15 protein-coding genes and 5 pseudogenes are annotated in these 15,765 nt (G+C 68.4%); 9 read left to right on the forward strand and 11 right to left on the reverse strand.

Annotated elements, in window-relative coordinates; translation table 11 throughout:
- The first annotated feature begins 112 nt into the window (after positions 1-112).
- The gene (locus HWX36_RS13650) at positions 113-1,513 is read left to right on the forward strand and encodes a serine hydrolase (protein ID WP_175952618.1); all 1,401 of its coding nucleotides are present in this window, start codon (positions 113-115) and stop codon (positions 1,511-1,513) included.
- A gap of 89 nt (positions 1,514-1,602) precedes the next feature.
- Here HWX36_RS13650 and HWX36_RS13655 read toward each other — a convergent pair whose 3' ends face one another.
- From HWX36_RS13655 to HWX36_RS13680, 6 genes are all read right to left on the reverse strand, one after another.
- The gene (locus tag HWX36_RS13655) at positions 1,603-2,226 is read right to left on the reverse strand and encodes a glutathione S-transferase (protein WP_175952619.1); all 624 of its coding nucleotides are present in this window, start codon (positions 2,224-2,226) and stop codon (positions 1,603-1,605) included.
- Positions 2,227-2,298: 72 nt separating this feature from the next.
- A complete protein-coding gene (locus HWX36_RS13660) occupies positions 2,299-3,798 on the reverse strand; it encodes a TIGR01777 family oxidoreductase (RefSeq protein WP_175952620.1) in 1,500 nt (499 codons plus the stop codon).
- A complete protein-coding gene (locus HWX36_RS13665; protein ID WP_175952621.1) occupies positions 3,795-4,667 on the reverse strand; it encodes a DUF393 domain-containing protein in 873 nt (290 codons plus the stop codon). The genes HWX36_RS13660 and HWX36_RS13665 overlap by 4 nt, the downstream gene beginning before the upstream one ends.
- A 100-nt stretch (positions 4,668-4,767) precedes the next feature.
- A complete protein-coding gene (locus HWX36_RS13670; RefSeq protein ID WP_174942012.1) occupies positions 4,768-5,238 on the reverse strand; it encodes a DUF2269 domain-containing protein in 471 nt (156 codons plus the stop codon).
- On the reverse strand, positions 5,235-6,542 hold the full coding sequence (locus tag HWX36_RS13675; RefSeq protein ID WP_175952622.1) for an SDR family oxidoreductase: 1,308 nt from the start codon (positions 6,540-6,542) through the stop codon (positions 5,235-5,237). The genes HWX36_RS13670 and HWX36_RS13675 overlap by 4 nt, the downstream gene beginning before the upstream one ends.
- Before the next feature lie 88 nt (positions 6,543-6,630).
- Entirely contained in the window at positions 6,631-7,164 is a 534-nt protein-coding gene (locus HWX36_RS13680) for a MarR family transcriptional regulator (protein ID WP_011353812.1), read from the reverse strand.
- A 164-nt stretch (positions 7,165-7,328) separates the two neighbouring features.
- Here HWX36_RS13680 and fabV point away from each other — a divergent pair, with 164 nt between their 5' ends.
- Together fabV and HWX36_RS13690 are read left to right on the forward strand one after the other, a co-directional pair.
- Positions 7,329-8,531 carry an enoyl-ACP reductase FabV gene (gene fabV, locus HWX36_RS13685; RefSeq protein WP_175952623.1) on the forward strand — a complete coding sequence of 401 codons (1,203 nt, stop codon included), beginning with the start codon at positions 7,329-7,331 and terminating at the stop codon, positions 8,529-8,531.
- Between the two features lie 53 nt (positions 8,532-8,584).
- Positions 8,585-8,839: pseudogene (locus HWX36_RS13690) on the forward strand (TetR/AcrR family transcriptional regulator); the annotation flags it as partial.
- Between the two features lie 55 nt (positions 8,840-8,894).
- Here the strand turns inward: HWX36_RS13690 and HWX36_RS13695 are convergent.
- Entirely contained in the window at positions 8,895-9,473 is a 579-nt protein-coding gene (locus tag HWX36_RS13695; RefSeq protein ID WP_175952624.1) for a hypothetical protein, read from the reverse strand.
- Positions 9,474-9,763: 290 nt separating this feature from the next.
- Between HWX36_RS13695 and HWX36_RS13700 the strand changes: the two genes are divergently transcribed.
- The gene (locus HWX36_RS13700; protein ID WP_175952625.1) at positions 9,764-10,693 is read left to right on the forward strand and encodes a DMT family transporter; all 930 of its coding nucleotides are present in this window, start codon (positions 9,764-9,766) and stop codon (positions 10,691-10,693) included.
- A 3-nt stretch (positions 10,694-10,696) separates the two neighbouring features.
- Here the strand turns inward: HWX36_RS13700 and HWX36_RS13705 are convergent, their stop codons facing one another.
- Positions 10,697-11,482, reverse strand: coding sequence for a YhfC family glutamic-type intramembrane protease (locus HWX36_RS13705; protein ID WP_175952626.1), 786 nt, complete (start codon positions 11,480-11,482; stop codon positions 10,697-10,699).
- Positions 11,483-11,493: 11 nt separating this feature from the next.
- Positions 11,494-12,024: a GNAT family N-acetyltransferase gene (locus HWX36_RS13710; RefSeq protein ID WP_175952627.1), complete on the reverse strand. Its 531-nt coding sequence runs from the start codon at positions 12,022-12,024 to the stop codon at positions 11,494-11,496.
- A 173-nt stretch (positions 12,025-12,197) separates the two neighbouring features.
- Here HWX36_RS13710 and HWX36_RS37765 point away from each other — a divergent pair.
- The 3 genes and pseudogenes from HWX36_RS37765 to HWX36_RS13725 form a co-directional block, all read left to right on the forward strand.
- Positions 12,198-12,311 (forward strand): annotated as a pseudogene (locus HWX36_RS37765) (polyketide cyclase); the annotation flags it as partial.
- Positions 12,312-12,477: 166 nt separating this feature from the next.
- Positions 12,478-12,954, forward strand: coding sequence for an SRPBCC family protein (locus HWX36_RS13720; protein WP_175952629.1), 477 nt, complete (start codon positions 12,478-12,480; stop codon positions 12,952-12,954).
- Between the two features lie 109 nt (positions 12,955-13,063).
- Complete coding sequence (locus HWX36_RS13725; RefSeq protein ID WP_175952630.1) at positions 13,064-13,702, forward strand: 2-hydroxychromene-2-carboxylate isomerase; 639 nt, start codon at positions 13,064-13,066, stop codon at positions 13,700-13,702.
- 30 nt (positions 13,703-13,732) lie between these two features.
- Here the strand turns inward: HWX36_RS13725 and HWX36_RS37135 are convergent.
- A pseudogene (locus tag HWX36_RS37135) lies at positions 13,733-13,876 on the reverse strand (LysR family transcriptional regulator); the annotation flags it as partial.
- Here HWX36_RS37135 and HWX36_RS13730 point away from each other — a divergent pair.
- Positions 13,866-14,306: pseudogene (locus tag HWX36_RS13730) on the forward strand (MFS transporter); the annotation flags it as partial. The pseudogenes HWX36_RS37135 and HWX36_RS13730 sit on opposite strands and share 11 nt — an antisense overlap.
- Before the next feature lie 497 nt (positions 14,307-14,803).
- Positions 14,804-14,956 (forward strand): annotated as a pseudogene (locus HWX36_RS13735) (phosphoesterase); the annotation flags it as partial.
- Positions 14,957-15,059: 103 nt separating this feature from the next.
- Here the strand turns inward: HWX36_RS13735 and HWX36_RS13740 are convergent.
- Positions 15,060-15,719: a glutathione S-transferase family protein gene (locus HWX36_RS13740; protein WP_175952631.1), complete on the reverse strand. Its 660-nt coding sequence runs from the start codon at positions 15,717-15,719 to the stop codon at positions 15,060-15,062.
- Between the last annotated feature and the right edge of the window lie 46 nt (positions 15,720-15,765).

The raw sequence follows: 15,765 nt of genomic DNA on the forward strand, positions 1-15,765 counted from the left end.
GCCGCCGCACGGTCGCCATCGCGCGTCACGCCGCCGCGATTGCCACGCATCGCCCGAACCTGCGACACTGCCGGATCGCTGCCTGCCGGCATACCACCGAGGACGCTTGCGCATGACGATCTCCTTCAAGAAGCTGATCCTGTGCGGCGTCGCGCTCGCCGCCGTCGCCGCGGTCGGCTACACGGGCATCATGCTGTCCCGGCTCGCGCCGATCGCGACCGGCTATGCGGCGAAGGCGCTGTGTTCCGGCGTCTACGTGTCGGGCCGCCCGGCCGCGTCCGTGATCGACGTCGACATCATGGCCGGCGTGCATCCGCTGCTGAAGCTGGTGCGCCCTTCGATCGATCCCGACCGTCATCGCGCGACGGCGACCTTCGCCGGCTTCGCCGAACGCGAAGCCGACTTTCGGCCCGGGCTCGGCTGCACGCTCGCGATCGGGCCGTCGCCCGGCGCGTTGCCGGCCGCGCTGCCGCCGCTCCCCGATCCGCCGCCCGCGCAGCCGGCACCGGCCACGCCGCCGGCCGGCATCGACGCGCGGAAGCTGCAGGCTGCGCTCGACCGCGCATTCGACGAACCCGATCCGGCGCGGCCGCGACGCACGCGCGCGGTCGTCGTGATGTGGCGCGGCCAGGTGATCGCCGAACGCTATGCGCCCGGCTTCACGGCCGACACGCCGCTGCTCGGCTGGTCGATGACGAAGACCGTGACGGCCGCGCTGGTCGGCGTGCTCGTCGCCCAGCACAAGCTGTCGGCGAACGCGTCGGCCCTGCTGCCCGAATGGCGCGACAGCGGCGATCCGCGCGCGGCCATCACGCTCGACGAGCTGCTGCGGATGACGAGCGGCCTGCAATTCAACGAGAACTACGACGACGCGCTGTCCGACGTCGCGTTGATGCTGTACGAGCAGCCCGATACCGCGCGGTTTGCGTCGGCAAAGCCGCTCGCGGCGACACCCGGCACGCGGTGGTCCTACTCGAGCGGCACGAGCGCGATCATCGCGCGCGTGATGCGCGAAGCATTAGGCGGCAGCGAGGACGACTACCTCGCGTTTCCGCGCCGCGCGCTGTTCGCGCCGCTCGGGATGCGCAGCGCGGTGTTCGAGCCCGATGCATCCGGCACGCTCGTCAGTCCGTCGTACATGTATGCGAGCGCACGCGACTGGGCGCGCTTCGGGCAGTTGCTGCTGCAAGACGGCGTATGGGACGGGCACCGGCTGCTGCCGGAAGGCTGGGTGCGCTACCTGACGCGCGCGACGCCGCAGTCCGAGCGACAGGAGTACGGCGCGCAGCTGTGGGTCAAGGTGCCGGAGCCGTTCAACGATCGCGATCCACATGCGGTCGCGATGCCGGCCGACGCGTTCCATGCGGTCGGCCATGAAGGCCAGTTCGTGAGCGTGGTGCCGAGCCGGCAACTGGTGGTCGTGCGGCTCGGGCTGTCGCGGCCGGAATCCGCGTGGAATCACGAGGCGTTCCTCGCGCGCGTGCTTGACGCGGTGCCGGCGCCCGGCGCATGACAATGGGCCCGCGGGCCTTCGCATGCCGTTCATGACGCGGACGCGGCGGCGATTGCCACGCCGCCGCGCCGCGCACTAGCTGCGAGACATCACGGGTTCGCGCTGCCCGCGTATTTCTGGAAACCTTCGCGCGTCGTGAGACGCTCGATATAGCGCGATACCGCCGGGAAATCCGGGTGCTCGAACGGCGTGCCGAACCAGCGGTTCACCGACAGGCCGATCGGAATGTCCGCGAGCGTGAAGCTGTTGCCGGCCACGTACGCGCCGGTCGCTTCGAGCTGCGCGTTCAGCACCTGCATGTGCTTCGTCCAGCCCGCGATCGACTGCGCGATGCCGGCCGGATCCTGGTGATCGGGCGATTTCCGCACGAGGCCGAGGAACGCGCCCACCCACGAGCGGTTCAGGTCGGCACCCTGCCAGTCGATCCATTGATCGACCCGCGCGCGCGCCTGCGGCTCGGCCGGATACAGCGCGTCGCCGCCATAGCGGTTCGCGAGATAGCGGATGATCGTGTTCGATTCCCAGAGCACGAAATCGTCGTCCTTGATGACGGGCACGAGACCGTTCGGATTCAGCGCGAGATACGCCGGATCGTTGGTCGTGCGAAAGCCCGCGCCCCAGTCTTCCTGTTCGAACGGCAGATTCAGCTCGGTGCACAGCCACAGCACCTTGCGAACGTTGATGGACGGGATCTTGCCGAGGATGTGCAGCATGCAGTCTCCTTGTGAGGTCGGATGCGGAGCGCCCGGGACGCACGACACGTCCCGAACGCGTTCATGCCGAATTTATACACGACCACGCGGCACACGACAGGTCGTACGCGAAAAATCCGCATGCGGCCGATTCGTCAGGTCGCGCAGCGCATGCTCGGCCGTCGGGAACCGGAACATGAATCCGTCCTGATGCAGCCGCGCCGGCATCACGCGCTGCCCGTCCAGCAGCAGTTCGGCCATCTCGCCCATCGCGATGCGCAGCGGCGCGGCCGGCACATGCAGCCAGGCCGGGCGGTGCAGCACCTTCGACACGACCTGCACGAACTCGCGCTGGGTCAACGGCGCGGGCGCGACCGCGTTGTAGACGCCGTGCATGCCCGGGTTCGCCATCGCCCGCGCGATGATCCGCAGCACGTCGTCCCGGTGGATCCAGCTCATCACCTGCGCGCCGTCGCCAAATCGCCCGCCCATCCCGAAGTAATGCGGCAACAGCATCGGGCGCAGCGCGCCGCCGGGGCCGAACACGACGCCCAGTCTCAGCACCACCGAGCGAACGCCGTGGCGCGCGAGCGGCTGCGCGGACTGCTCCCACTGCCGGCACAGTTCGGACATGAAGCCGGTGCCGGCGCTGCTGCCTTCGTCGAGCCGCTCGTCGCCAGGACGCACGCCGTAGTAACCGATCGCCGATGCCTGGATCCACGTGCGCGGCTTGACCTCGGCGGTCTCGACCATGCGCATCAGCGATTCCGTGACGCCAACACGGCTGGCGAGCAGCACCGCCTGCCGGCGCTTGCTCCAGCGTGCCCCGAGCACCGGCGCGCCCGCGAGATTGATGACCGTGTCGAAACGTTCGTGAGGCTGCAGTTGTTCGACGAACGTGACGCTGCGCACGCGGCCGTGAAACAGGTAGGCCGCGCGCAGCGGATCGCGCGCCAGCAACGTAACCGCATGCCCCGCATCGAGCAGCTGGTTCACGAGGGTTTCGCCGATGAAGCCGGTCCCGCCGGTCACGAGCACGTTCCCCGGCGGCTGCCCCGCGAACGGATTGGCGATCGGCGCGGAACGTGCGATCCGGCAGGCCGCCATCCCGTCGCGGATTCCCGATACCGTCACGCCGACGGCGAACAGGCTCAGCACCCAGCCTCGCCAGCCCAGATCGATCGCCTGCAGCGCGGTCGGCTCGTGCGCCCATGCAGCCAGCTGCATTGCGATCATGCCGAACAGCGCGCCGCCGTTGACGGCCAGCAGCGTGTGCAACACGCGCTCGGTTGCCGGCAGCTTGCGGCTCTGGTCCTCGACGACGAAATCCCACAGCGTCAGCACCACCTCGACGACGACGACCGCCGCGATTGCCGCGACCCACGCGCCGTGAAAAGCGACGTTCGCGATCGACGCGAACACGAGGCCGTAGAGCACGGAACGCACCGCGTGAATCGCCAGCTCGAGCCGCGCGCGCGGGGTGTGCGGGAGATCCTGCGTGAGTTCGTGGTGATAGAGCGTATCGAATGCGCCCATCGCGCCCTGCACGATCAGCAGGTTGAGCGCCCAGTCGAAAGCAGGCAAGGTGTTCATTCGGTGTCCCTCCTCCACAGCCAGACGAGCGGCGGCACCATCGCGACGAGTGCCGCCGCATCGATCGCCACGTGGCCCGATACATGGGCCTGCATTGAAAACAGCATGTCCTGCGGCGCCCAGATCGACAGGCCGGCCAGCAGCCATCCCCACACTTCCCGCCGGCGCAGCCGGTTGCCGAGGTGGACGAGCGCCAGCATCCAGACCGACGCGCATTGCACCGTCGCGCCGATCAGCGACATCCACCAGATCTGCTGCGCCCGCGCCGGTGCGGGCGCAGCGCCCGCCCAGAAGTGCAGCTCGATGACGCGGTGATATGCGTCCAGCCATGGCGCGCCGGCAATCCATGGAACGGCCATGCCGACGAGCAGGTGTGCGAGCGCCGCGCCATACATCCAGGTCACCACGATGCGGCGCGCCGCGTCACCCGCCGGACGATGCGCCGCGGGTGACGCGGCACGGCCGCGACCGCTACCGCACGTCGCCCCGTCGCACGGCCCGTCGGCGCGATAGCCGAGCCAGCGCGACACCGCATGCCGGTTGCGCGCGAAGCGGCGATACAGCCGCGCCAGCGCACCGCGCACGGCCGGCACGCGAAGCAGCCTGACGAGCCAGCGGCGCCCGGTCAGCGCATGGGCGGCCAGGATGCTGTCCACGCCGGTCAGCATGCGTCCGTCGGGCAGGCGCGCGTGCAGCTCGCGATTCAGCGCGGGCAGGTCGACGCCCAGCGGCGCGGGATCGAAACCCGGCTCGGCGATATCGACGAAAGCCAGCCGCCGGCGCGCGTCGCGGGCCCCGAGACGCTTGATCTCCGCAATGCATAACGGACATCGTCCGTCGAAGTACAGCACCAGTTCAATTGAGCTCATGATTCGCATTCCTTCTTTTTGTCTGTCGCATGCTTCATGAATCGATCGACTGCTTTCCGTCATGCCGCATCGCCGCTTCCGTGCAGCAGCGGCAGCGCGCTTACATCGGCTTGAGCACCATCAGGAAGTAGACGGTCAGCATCGCGAAGAACGCGGGATAGCCGAGCAGTTCCCAGCGCTTCGCATAGCGCCAGTACCGTTCCGGCAGCGCGGCCGCGCCGTTCGCATGAGCGAGCTTCGCCATCGCAGCCAGTTCGACCTGCAGCCACACGACCGGCAGCCAGCACGCGCCAGCGATCGCATACAGCACGATCGACGCGACGAGCCACGGCGTATGCCACGGCCAGCCGGCCGTGTGCGCGAGCCAGAGCCCCGATGCCGGCTGGAAGATCACGGCCGGCGTCGTGAACCACCAGTCCGCGCGCACCACGAGCCGCGACACGGCCGCGATCGCGGGCACCGAGCGCGTGCGGTTCGCGAAGAACAGGTAGAACGCGGTGCCGAACCCCGTGCCGACCAGCAACACCGAGGACAGGATGTGAAGCGCCTTGATGACGAGATAGGTATTCATGCTTGTTCTTCTTCTGAAAAAAGGATCAACAGGATCGCGAGAATCGGCACGTTCTTGAGCACGGGGCCGAACGGTTCGGCGAGCAGGCCCGGCATCGTGACCGCGATGACCGCCGAATACGCGACGATCAGCGCAGCTTGCGCGCCCCACTGGCGGCGCGACGGCGCGACGACGGTTGCGATGCCGAACGCGAAGTCCAGCGCGCTGGCCGCGTAGAGCGCGATCAACGCCGGCAGCCCGGTCAGGTGCGCAGGCGCGAGCAGCGCGAGGCTCGCGTGCAGCGGATGGATGAACGCGCTGGCGATGGCCGTCCAGATCCACACGATCGCAAGCGCGCCGCGCAACAACGGACGACGCCACATCGCAAGCGCGTCGCGACGCAGCGCGGCCGATTCCGCGCCGATGAAACCGTCGATCCCGCGCGGCGGCCGGCCGAGCATCGCCGTGGCGGCGGCCGGATCGCCCGTGTTCCCGCTGCGCAGCATGGTCCACGTGTCACGCGTGAACATTGCGCCCGGCAGCGTGCCGAGCAGCACGGCCACCGCGCCGGCCAGCGGGCCCGGCAATGCGATGCGGGCGGCCGGCGGAAACCCCAGCGCGGCGCGATAGCGGGCCAGCATCTCGCGGTATTCGATTTCGTCGGCGCCGACCACGTCGATCACCGCGCGGCCGGCCGTCGGCGCATCGACGCATCGCGCGACGACTTCGGCGAGATCGTCGACGTGCACGGGGCGCAGCCTCTGATGGCCACCCGCCGGCAGCACCTGCACCGGCAGGCTCGCGAGCATCCGGAACAGCCGCGCCGACGCGCCGGCCGTGCCATAGACGAGCGCGGGACGCACGATCCGGAAGTCGATCGGCAGCGTCTGCAGGAAGCGGTCGGCTGCGTACTTGCTCGCGAAGTAGCGCGTGTCGCCCCGCTCGACGCCCAGCGCCGAGATCTGGATCACGCGCCGCACGCCGGCGCGGCAGCACGCGGTGAAGAGCGCACACGGCGCGGCACGATGCACAGCGTCGAGCGTCGCGCCGCGCCGATCGGCGAGGATGCCGACCGCATTGATCACCACGTCGACGCCCTCGAGCCGCGCGAGCCACGCGCCCGGGTCGACGTCCTTCGCGAAATCGATCGCGACATCGGACGGACCGAGCGCATGACGCACGCCGCGCAGCACCCGGTGGCCGCCGGCTTCGAGCTGCGCGCACAGCGCCCGCCCGATGAAGCCGTTCGCGCCGCACACGAAGACGGTCATGCTGCGCGCCCCGGTGCGGTCGTGCGGGCGGCTCGACGGCAAGACAGCGTCCATTTTCATCCTCTATTTACAGTTATTTCTGTACAGACAGAAATAACAATCCCGAAAAAAGCGGGCTGGCTGCCCGCACTGTGTGCACCGCTTACTTCGACGGCTTGCGCCGGACCGTCTGGCTGATCTTCGCGCCGATGCCGAGCGCCTTCATCAGCGTATCGGGCTTGAGCCGCAGCATCTCGTCCGACCAGGTCGTGAGCGTCTCGACGAACTGCAGCGTGTCGCGGATGCGCTGCTCGGTCTCGCGGCTCTCGTTCGCGATCTCCGGATTCGTCAGGCAATCGCGCAACACCGTGAGCGTCGGCTCGATCTCGCGCTGCCGCCGCCCTTCGACGATCAGCTTGAAGAGTTCCCAGATGTCGGTCGACGTCTCGAAGTGGTCGCGGCGGTCGCCCAGCACATGCACGACCTTCGCCAGCCGCCACGCCTGCAACTCCTTCAGGCTCGTGCTGACGTTGGAGCGCGCCACGTTGAGCGTCTCCGCGATCTCGTCGGCCGCGATCGGCCGGCCGGCCAGATAGAGCAGCGCGTGGATCTGCGAAACGGTGCGGTTGACGCCCCACCGCGAGCCCATTTCGCCCCAGTGGAGAATGAATCGTTCGGCAATCGGTGTGAGTTCCATGACGTGAAATTTAGGCATTTCAGTTATTTCTGTCAAGAGAGAAATAACCGGACGATCCGCCGGGTTCCGGCCGCGCCCGCCCGCGATCTGCCGCATCCATTACAATGCGCGGGATTTTCCGAATTCAGGCCGTCCCAGCCTTTCTGACTAGAGTAGAGGTTTCCATGATCATCAAACCGCGCGTGCGTGGCTTCATCTGCGTGACGACTCATCCGGTCGGCTGCGAAGCCAACGTCAAGGAACAGATCGACTACGTGACTTCGCACGGCCCGATCGCCAACGGCCCGAAAAAGGTGCTCGTGATCGGCGCGTCGACCGGCTACGGCCTCGCCGCCCGGATTTCGGCCGCCTTCGGTTCGGACGCGGACACGCTCGGCGTGTTCTTCGAGCGTGCCGGCAGCGAGACGAAGCCCGGCACGGCCGGCTGGTACAACAGCGCCGCGTTCGAGAAATTCGCCGCCGAAAAGGGCCTCTATGCACGCAGCATCAACGGCGACGCATTCTCCGACAAGGTCAAGCAAATCACGATCGACACCATCAAGCAGGATCTCGGCAAGGTCGATCTCGTCGTCTACAGCCTCGCGGCACCGCGCCGCACGCATCCGAAGACCGGCGAAACCATCAGCTCGACGCTCAAGCCGATCGGCAAGACGGTCACGTTCCGCGGCCTCGACACCGACAAGGAAGTGATCCGCGACGTCACGCTGGAGCCGGCGACGCAGGAAGAGATCGATGGCACCGTCGCCGTGATGGGCGGCGAGGACTGGCAGATGTGGATCGACGCGCTGGATGAAGCCGGCGTGCTGGCCGACGGCGCGAAGACCACCGCGTTCACGTATCTCGGCGAGCAGATCACGCACGACATCTACTGGAACGGCTCGATCGGCGAAGCGAAGAAGGATCTCGACAAGAAGGTGCTGTCGATCCGCGACAAGCTGGCCGCGCACGGCGGCGACGCGCGCGTGTCGGTGCTGAAGGCCGTCGTCACGCAGGCCAGCTCGGCGATCCCGATGATGCCGCTGTACCTGTCGCTGCTGTTCAAGACGATGAAGGAAAACGGCACGCACGAAGGCTGCATCGAGCAGGTGTACGGCCTGTTCAAGGACAGCCTGTACGGTGCGACGCCGCACGTCGACGAAGAAGGCCGCCTGCGCGCGGACTACAAGGAGCTCGATCCGCAAGTTCAGGCGAAGGTCGTCGCGCAGTGGAACCACGTGACGAACGACAACCTGTACGAGCTGACCGACTTCGCCGGCTACAAGACCGAGTTCCTGCGCCTGTTCGGCTTCGAGATCGCCGGCGTCGACTACGACGCGGACGTGAACCCGGACGTGAAGATCCCGGGCATCATCGACACCACCGTCTGACGGTACGACCCGCCGCCCCCGCTGCACGCGCCGCGGGGGTGACGGGCTCGGATTCCGATGCGTCAGCGCGGCGCCGGTTCCATGCGCACGGCCTCGCCACGTATTTCGACCGGCTAAAACCGATGGTGGCCGTGGAAGGCGCAACGCCAGCACGGACGCGTCGCGACGCGGTCTTCAGCCGGATGGTCGGCGCGCTCGTGCTGTCGCGCGCGATCGCCGGCACCGATCCGGCGCTGGCTGACGAGATCCTCGCCGCAGGGCGGGACACGCTCACCGCCGGGCGCGACGATCCGCTCGCGCCGGCATGACGGACAAGACGACGCGCGGGGCGCCCTTGCCGGGTGTTGCGCAACGCGCAACATGCTATTCAACCGCCCGCGCGGCCTCCCACAGCGGCTGCCCGCCGAGCGCCGCATGCCACGCATCGAAACGCGTGCGCCACGACTCGAACGGCTCCGCCAGCGGGTGGCGCGGATCGTCGCTGAGCGAATACGCCATCCCTTCGATCATCCAGCGCGGCTTGGTCGCGACGGCCAGGTTGCCGAGTACTTCCGCCTGCCGGTGATGGATCAGCTCGTGCGCGAGAAAGTAGGTCTGCCAGCCGCGCGGTGCGACGATCACGCCGAAATTCCCGAGCGTCAGCGCCGCGCGTTGGCCTAGGCCGAACGCATCCGCACACGCCCGCGTCGAGCAGAACACGACGCGCGGCGCCTCCTGGAATGCGCCAACGGCTGCCGCCGCGCGCGCATAGCCGTCGCGATAGAGCTGCCGCGCGTCGCCGAGCCTCGCGGCATCGTCCGTGCAGATATCGGCGCTCGGGCACGACACGCCGGGGACCAGCGCGGGTGCGACGACGCGCAACGGCTTGACGAGCGCATACGCGGCAATCGGCAGCGCAACGAGCAGGCCCGTGAGGGCGAAAGCGACATGGGAGCGTTTCATCGAGGCGGTGGTTCCGGGGCGTTCTGCTGTAGTTTTCCTGCGTGACTATAACGGACTGGCGATATCTCCGACCCTGCTTGATTCCCGGCCAACACCCAAATGCCGGCTTGCGCTCGCCGCAACCCGGGGAGACATTCCGGCGCTTGCCATTGCGATCTGCCGCTTCGCCGGAACAAAGACCTTTTACGACTTAATAGCGCCTGAATAATATATTGGACGCATTAACGGGCGCACCGCATCCTTGCCCTCAACCGGCTCGCAACGGCCGCACGACAGGGACAGGACAGGACATGAACGGAAACGAACGGCTCGCCGGCATCGGCTACGGATTGCTCGCGGCGCTCATCTGGGGCGGCTTTCCGGTCATCACGCGTCTCGGTGTCACGCATTCGGCTCTCGATGCATACGACATCGCGTTCATCCGTTTCGCCGTATCCGGCACGCTGCTGCTGCCCGTCCTGCTGCGCAACGGGCTCGGCACGCTGCGCCCGGCGTCGGTCGCGCCGATGGTGATCGGCGCCGGCGCGCCCTACATCCTGACCGTCGCGGCCGCGTTGAGCCATGCGCCGGTCGGCTACTTCGCGCTGACGCCTGGCAGCATGATCGCGTTCACGGCGATCCTCGGCCGGCAGGTCGCGCACGAGCGGCTGAGCGCCGCGCAGATCGCCGGCATCGTCACGATCCTGGCCGGCATCGCGCTGGCCGCGTCCGATGCGCTGCGCGGCGCGATCGGGTTGCCAGCCCTCGCGCTGTTCATGCTCGGCGGCCTGCTGTGGGCCGTCTACAACGTCACGACGAAACGCGCCGGCTGCGGTGCGCTGCACGCGACGGCCGTCGTGTCGGTCGGCTCCGCGGTGCTCTACTGCCCGCTCTATCTGGCCGTACGCGGTGGCGCCGTGCTGCATGCGCCGGTCGCTGCGATCGCAACGCAGGCGATCTACCAGGGCGTGCTGATGTCGGTACTGGCGCTCTACTGTTTCAGCCAGGCCGTCGTCGCGCTCGGCCCGGCGATCGGTGCGACCTTCGCCGCGCTGATGCCCCTGCTTGCCACGCTCGAGGCCATGCTGCTGCTCGACGAACGGCCGCATGCGGCGGCACTGGCCGGCATCGCAATCGTCACGGCAGGCATGGCCCTGAGCCTCGTCAGCCGGTGGCGCACGGGCCATGCGCCGGCCATCCGGCGGCTGAACCCCGCTGCACATAGCCGAACCGGACCCTGACCATCAGGCGATGCGCCCCGTGCTCGCGTCGCCGGCACCCGTCGGCCGGCGGCTCCAGCGAATGCCCAGCAACAGGAGCGCGACACTGGCTGCGAACAGGATCACCTCGATCAGCACCGTATCGACATGCCAGTACCGCGTCAGCAGCACGGCGGCGAGGTCGAATGCGAAATGGAGCGCAATCGCATACGCCAGCCAGCGTTTGGTCCCGCGCACGAACGTCTGCAACACGATCAGCGACAGCGCGACATGCGCGGCCAGCGCGCTTGTGCGTTCGAGCAGCGCGAGAAACGGCGACGCCAGCGTCATGCCCGCGAACTGCGCCCCGATCAGCGACTGCACGCCCTCGGGCACCACGACACCCGCGTGCGCGAGCAGATAGCCCGTGCCGAGCGCGAGAAACCCGACGCCGACCAGCAGCATCGCCTCCAGCCCGCCGTGCCCGAGCCCGAGCATCACGGCCGCCGGCGCGTCATGCCGCTTCGGCAGCAGATAGCGGAACGCAACCCAGCGCCCGCATTCCTCGAAAAGCCCGGCCGTCAACGCCGCAAACACGAGCATCGGCAGGTGCCAGCGCGGGTCGTGCGCGAGCCAGCGGTACAGCGGAATCTGCCAGGGCATGCGCAATACCGGCTGGAACACGAAGAAGGTCAGCATCCCGTAGAAGAACACGCGCCACGGCACCTGCGTGCGGCGCCGCCACGCGGCCGCGAGCCACGCAGACGCGAGCAGCGCGACGAGACCGGCCGCCAGCGTGAGGCACACAAGCATCGGCGCAACGGAATGCATCGCGCGCCCGGCTACGCGAGTTGCTTGTGGAAATACGTCGTCGCGCAGAGCGTGCCGTCAGGCATCAGCGCGTAGTTCGGCACGACGCCGACGCGCTGCCAGCCGGCCCGCTCGTACAGCCGCTCGGCGTCGCCGCCCGTCACGGTATCGAGCACGAGCACGGTCTTGCCGGCGTCGCGCGCGGCCGTATCGGCCGCCGCCATCAGCCGCGCGGCGATGCCCTGCCGGCGCGCGTGCCGCGACACGAGCATCTTCGAGATATCCGCGCGATGCGGCTGATTCTCGGGCTGCGCGGTCACGACCTGCACGGTGCCGACGATCCGGCCGGCCGCGTCCTCGGCAACGAGCAAAATGCGCTCGCCGCTCGCGACGCCGTCGGCGACCTTCGTCCAGAACGCGACGGCAGTCGTCCGCTCGATCGGCAACATGAAGCTGACGGACGCGCCGCCCTCGACGCAATCGATCAGCACGTCGGCCAGCGCATCGATACAGGTCTTCGCTTCGTCCGCGTCGACACGGCGGACGGTAACGGATTCGGTCATGCCATCTCCGGTAGTCAGGTAGGCCACACGCGCGGGTTCGGCGTGCGTCGGGATCGGAAGGAGCACCGGCCGATCGTCGCGGCTCGCGCAACGGCGGCGGGCTTGCGGCAACGCCGCACCCGGTCGGCGCGTGTTGCCGCCCCATCATCCTACGCGATGAAAATTTCCGTTGCAGCGCCGTTCGGATGGCCGACGACGCTGCCGGCAGCCGCTACGAAGCGGGCGTGATGCATTCGGACGCCCCCACCCGCGAACGTCATGAAGCGCCCGGTTTTTTCGAGGGCTGAAACATCTGCATCACGCAACTCGGCGCCTTCGCGGCCGCGCTGCGCTGGGCGCGGCGGGTGCGCGGCCATTGCATGCCGCGTCGCGCGCGCCTAGGATTCCTGAAGGAAGCATGACGACACGCCGGCCGCTGGCGTGCGCCGTCGTGCGCGCACCGCGGGAGGCAACATGTTGCACGCGCACACGCATTCGACCCGGGTCAGCCGGCACCTGAACGCCCCGCGCGGGCGCGTCTACCGCGCATTGCTCGATCCGCATGCGGTCGAGCAATGGAAGGTGCCTGCCGGCATGACGTGCCGTGTGGATGCCTACGATGCGCGCGAGGGCGGCGCGCTGCGCGTGTCGCTGAGCTACGACGCGCCGTCGGCCGGCGCCGGCAAGACCACCGCGCGCACCGACACCTATCACGGCCGCTTCGTCACGCTCGTGCCCGACGAGCGGATCGTCGAGATCGACGTGTTCGAGACCGACGATCCGATGCTGCGCGGCGCGATGACGATCACGATCACGCTGTCCGACGAAGCGGGCGGCACGCGCGTGGAAGCCGTGCACGACGGGGTGCCGCCCGGCGTGCCGGCCACCGACAACGAAGCCGGCTGGCAAATGGCGCTGGCAAGGCTCGCGGCGCTGGTGGAGGCCACGTAGCGGCCGTCCGCGCCGGCGGCGGGCAGGCGATGCGGCAGCGCAAAACGCCGCCGCGTGCGACACTGGTCCGCACCCGCCCGATCCGGGCCCGTACGAGGAGACTCTCGCGATGAACGCCGCGCGCACCGCCATCTGGTATTTCGATTTCGTTTCCCCGTTCGCCTACCTGCAGCAGGAACAATTCAACCGGTTGCCGGCCGCCGCCGCGTTCGAGCCGCGGCCCATCGTGCTCGGCGCACTGCTCGCACACTGGGGCCAGAAAGCGCCGGCCGAGATCGCGGCGAAACGCGTCTTCACCTATCGCCACGCGCAATATCGCGCGGACAAGCTCGGCATCCCGTTCCGGATGCCGCCCGCGCACCCGTTCAATCCGATCAAGCCGCTGCGCCTCGCGATCGCGATGGGCAATTCCCCCGACGCGATCCGGCGGATCTTCCGGCATATCTGGCGCGACGGCCAGGACGTGTCGACGCCGGAAAGCTTCGCCGCGCTGTGCGAAGCCGTCGGCTTTCCGGAAGGCGTGACCGCCGTCGACGCCCAGCCGGTGAAGGACGCGCTGCGCGCGAACACCGACGATGCGATCGCGCATGGCGTATTCGGCGTGCCGACCTTCGAACTCGACGGCGACCTGTTCTGGGGCGAGGACGCGACCGACATGTTCGCCGACTGCGCGACGTCGCGTGCGTGGCTCGATTCGCCCGAGGTGCGCCGCATCAGCGCGCTGCCCGAAGGCATCCGGCGCGGTTGAAGCCGCCACGGCCGCCCGGCGCATTTCGCGTCGGGTATGCGGGTAGGTCAGGTAGACGGGCAACGGCGCGGCCTGCCACTCGGGCGCGAGGTGCACGAGTTCGCCGCGCGCGAGGTGGTCGGCCAGCATCCATGACGAGCCGACGCACGCGCCCACCGCCAGCAGCGCAGCGGCGGGCGCCTTCGGCCTTGCAGGTGCCGCCGGCGCACTGGCCGCGCCGATCGCCGGGCGGCTGGCCGACCGTCACGGCCCCGAGCGCGTCACGCGCATCGGCATCGGCATCGCAACGGTGTCGTTCGCGTCGATGGCCGCCGCGCCGCTGATGTCGCCGCATGCGCAGCTCGTGCTGCTCGCGGTCGCGACGATCGGCTTCGATCTGGGCGTGCAGGCCACGCTGATCGCGCACCAGGCGATCGTCTACCGGATCGACCCGGCGTCGCGCAGCCGCCTCAATGCGGTGCTGTTCGTCGGCATGTTCATCGGGATGGCGGCCGGCGCCGCGATCGGCAGCATGTTGCTCGCGCAACTGGGCTGGAATGCGGTGACCGCGCTGGCCGTCGTCACCTCGCTGGCCGCGCTCGCCGCGCGGATCTGGCGGCACTGAATTTCCGCATCGCACACACCTGGCGGGCAGGCCCACAGGGCTTGCCCGCCTTTTCTTTTATTTTCGACCGGCGCAGACATGCCGCTGCGCATGCCTGGCAGATTCGTGCGCACTCGGCATGAAAATAGCCCATTCCCCGCAAGATCCGCACCGGTTGGAACGAATGTCCAGTTCAACCCATTATTTTTCCGGCGGCCGTATGCATCGATGCGAAAACGCCGGACGATCCGATGCGCCCCGCCACGCGGCGCTCACCCATCCGGCCCCATCGCACAGCCCCGTTTTATCAGGGGATTCCCGGTATTTTTTCGCATTTTCTTCGAAATAACGGGTGACATACTTGCCCCCCGTTGCGCTCCGGTGCGAGCGCGCTTCCAGATCCTGCCGGCCGCACGTCATGCACAGCGGGCCCGCCGGGGTCGCACGACATGAACCATTTCGACACCACGATCCCGATCTTCGTCACCCGCATCACGTTCGGTCCGCTGAAGAATCACGCGATCCGCTCGCGCTTCGCGCCGCAGGTGCCGGCGACGATCCGGCGCTTTCCCGCGCCGGCCTGTACCCTCGCGTTCCTGCTGTGCTTCGAGCTGATCACGCAGCTCGACGCGTTGCCGACGCTTGCACAGTCGGCCACCCACACGATGTGACGGGGAGACGCCACGATGCTGCCGCTGCTTACGTTCCGCCGTCGCCCCGGCACGCGCTGCCGGCCATGCGCGGCAACCGCGCGCCGTGCGACGGCCGCGCCGATCAGTCGCGATCGGGCGCGCCCAGCGGAAAGAACGATCGAAACGGCCGCGCCTCGTCGACCGCGCGCGCGAACGACGGCCGCGCCAGCAGACGCCGGCGGTACGCAATCACGTTCGCGAACGACGGATCGATCCGGTGCGTCCAGTCGGCGTAGAACAGGAACGGCGCCGCGCCGCAGTCGGCGAGGCTGAAGCGGTCGCCGGCCGCCCATTCGCGATCGGCCATCTTCTTGTCCAGCCACGCATACGACGTCTCCAGCATCGCGCGTGCATCGGCAACACCGCGCGCATCGCGCTCGGCTTCCGGACGCAACGCGTCGTGCACGACCTTCTGCTGCGGCGTCGACACGTAGTTGTCGAAGAAACGATCCATCACCCGCACCTCGAGCGCCGCATGCGGATCGTCGGGCAGCAGGCGCACGGGGCCCGGATGGTTCAGGCCGAGATACTCGATGATGATCGACGCCTCGATCACCGTGCGGCCGGCATCGACGAGCACCGGAAAGCGTTTCAGCGGCCACAGCGCGGCCAGTTCCTGCATCGGCTTCGGATCGTCGTGCGCGAGCGCGCGATACTCGAACGGCGTGCCGTTCTCGTACAGCGCAGTCAGCACCTTCTGGCAGTAGGACGAAAAGGGGTGGGCGTAAAGTGTCGGCATCATCGTGCGGTCTCTCAGCGGTTTCGGCGCCGCGTGATGCGGCGCCACA

The organism is Burkholderia sp. BCC0405 (genome assembly GCF_902833075.1).
GTDB lineage: Bacteria > Pseudomonadota > Gammaproteobacteria > Burkholderiales > Burkholderiaceae > Burkholderia.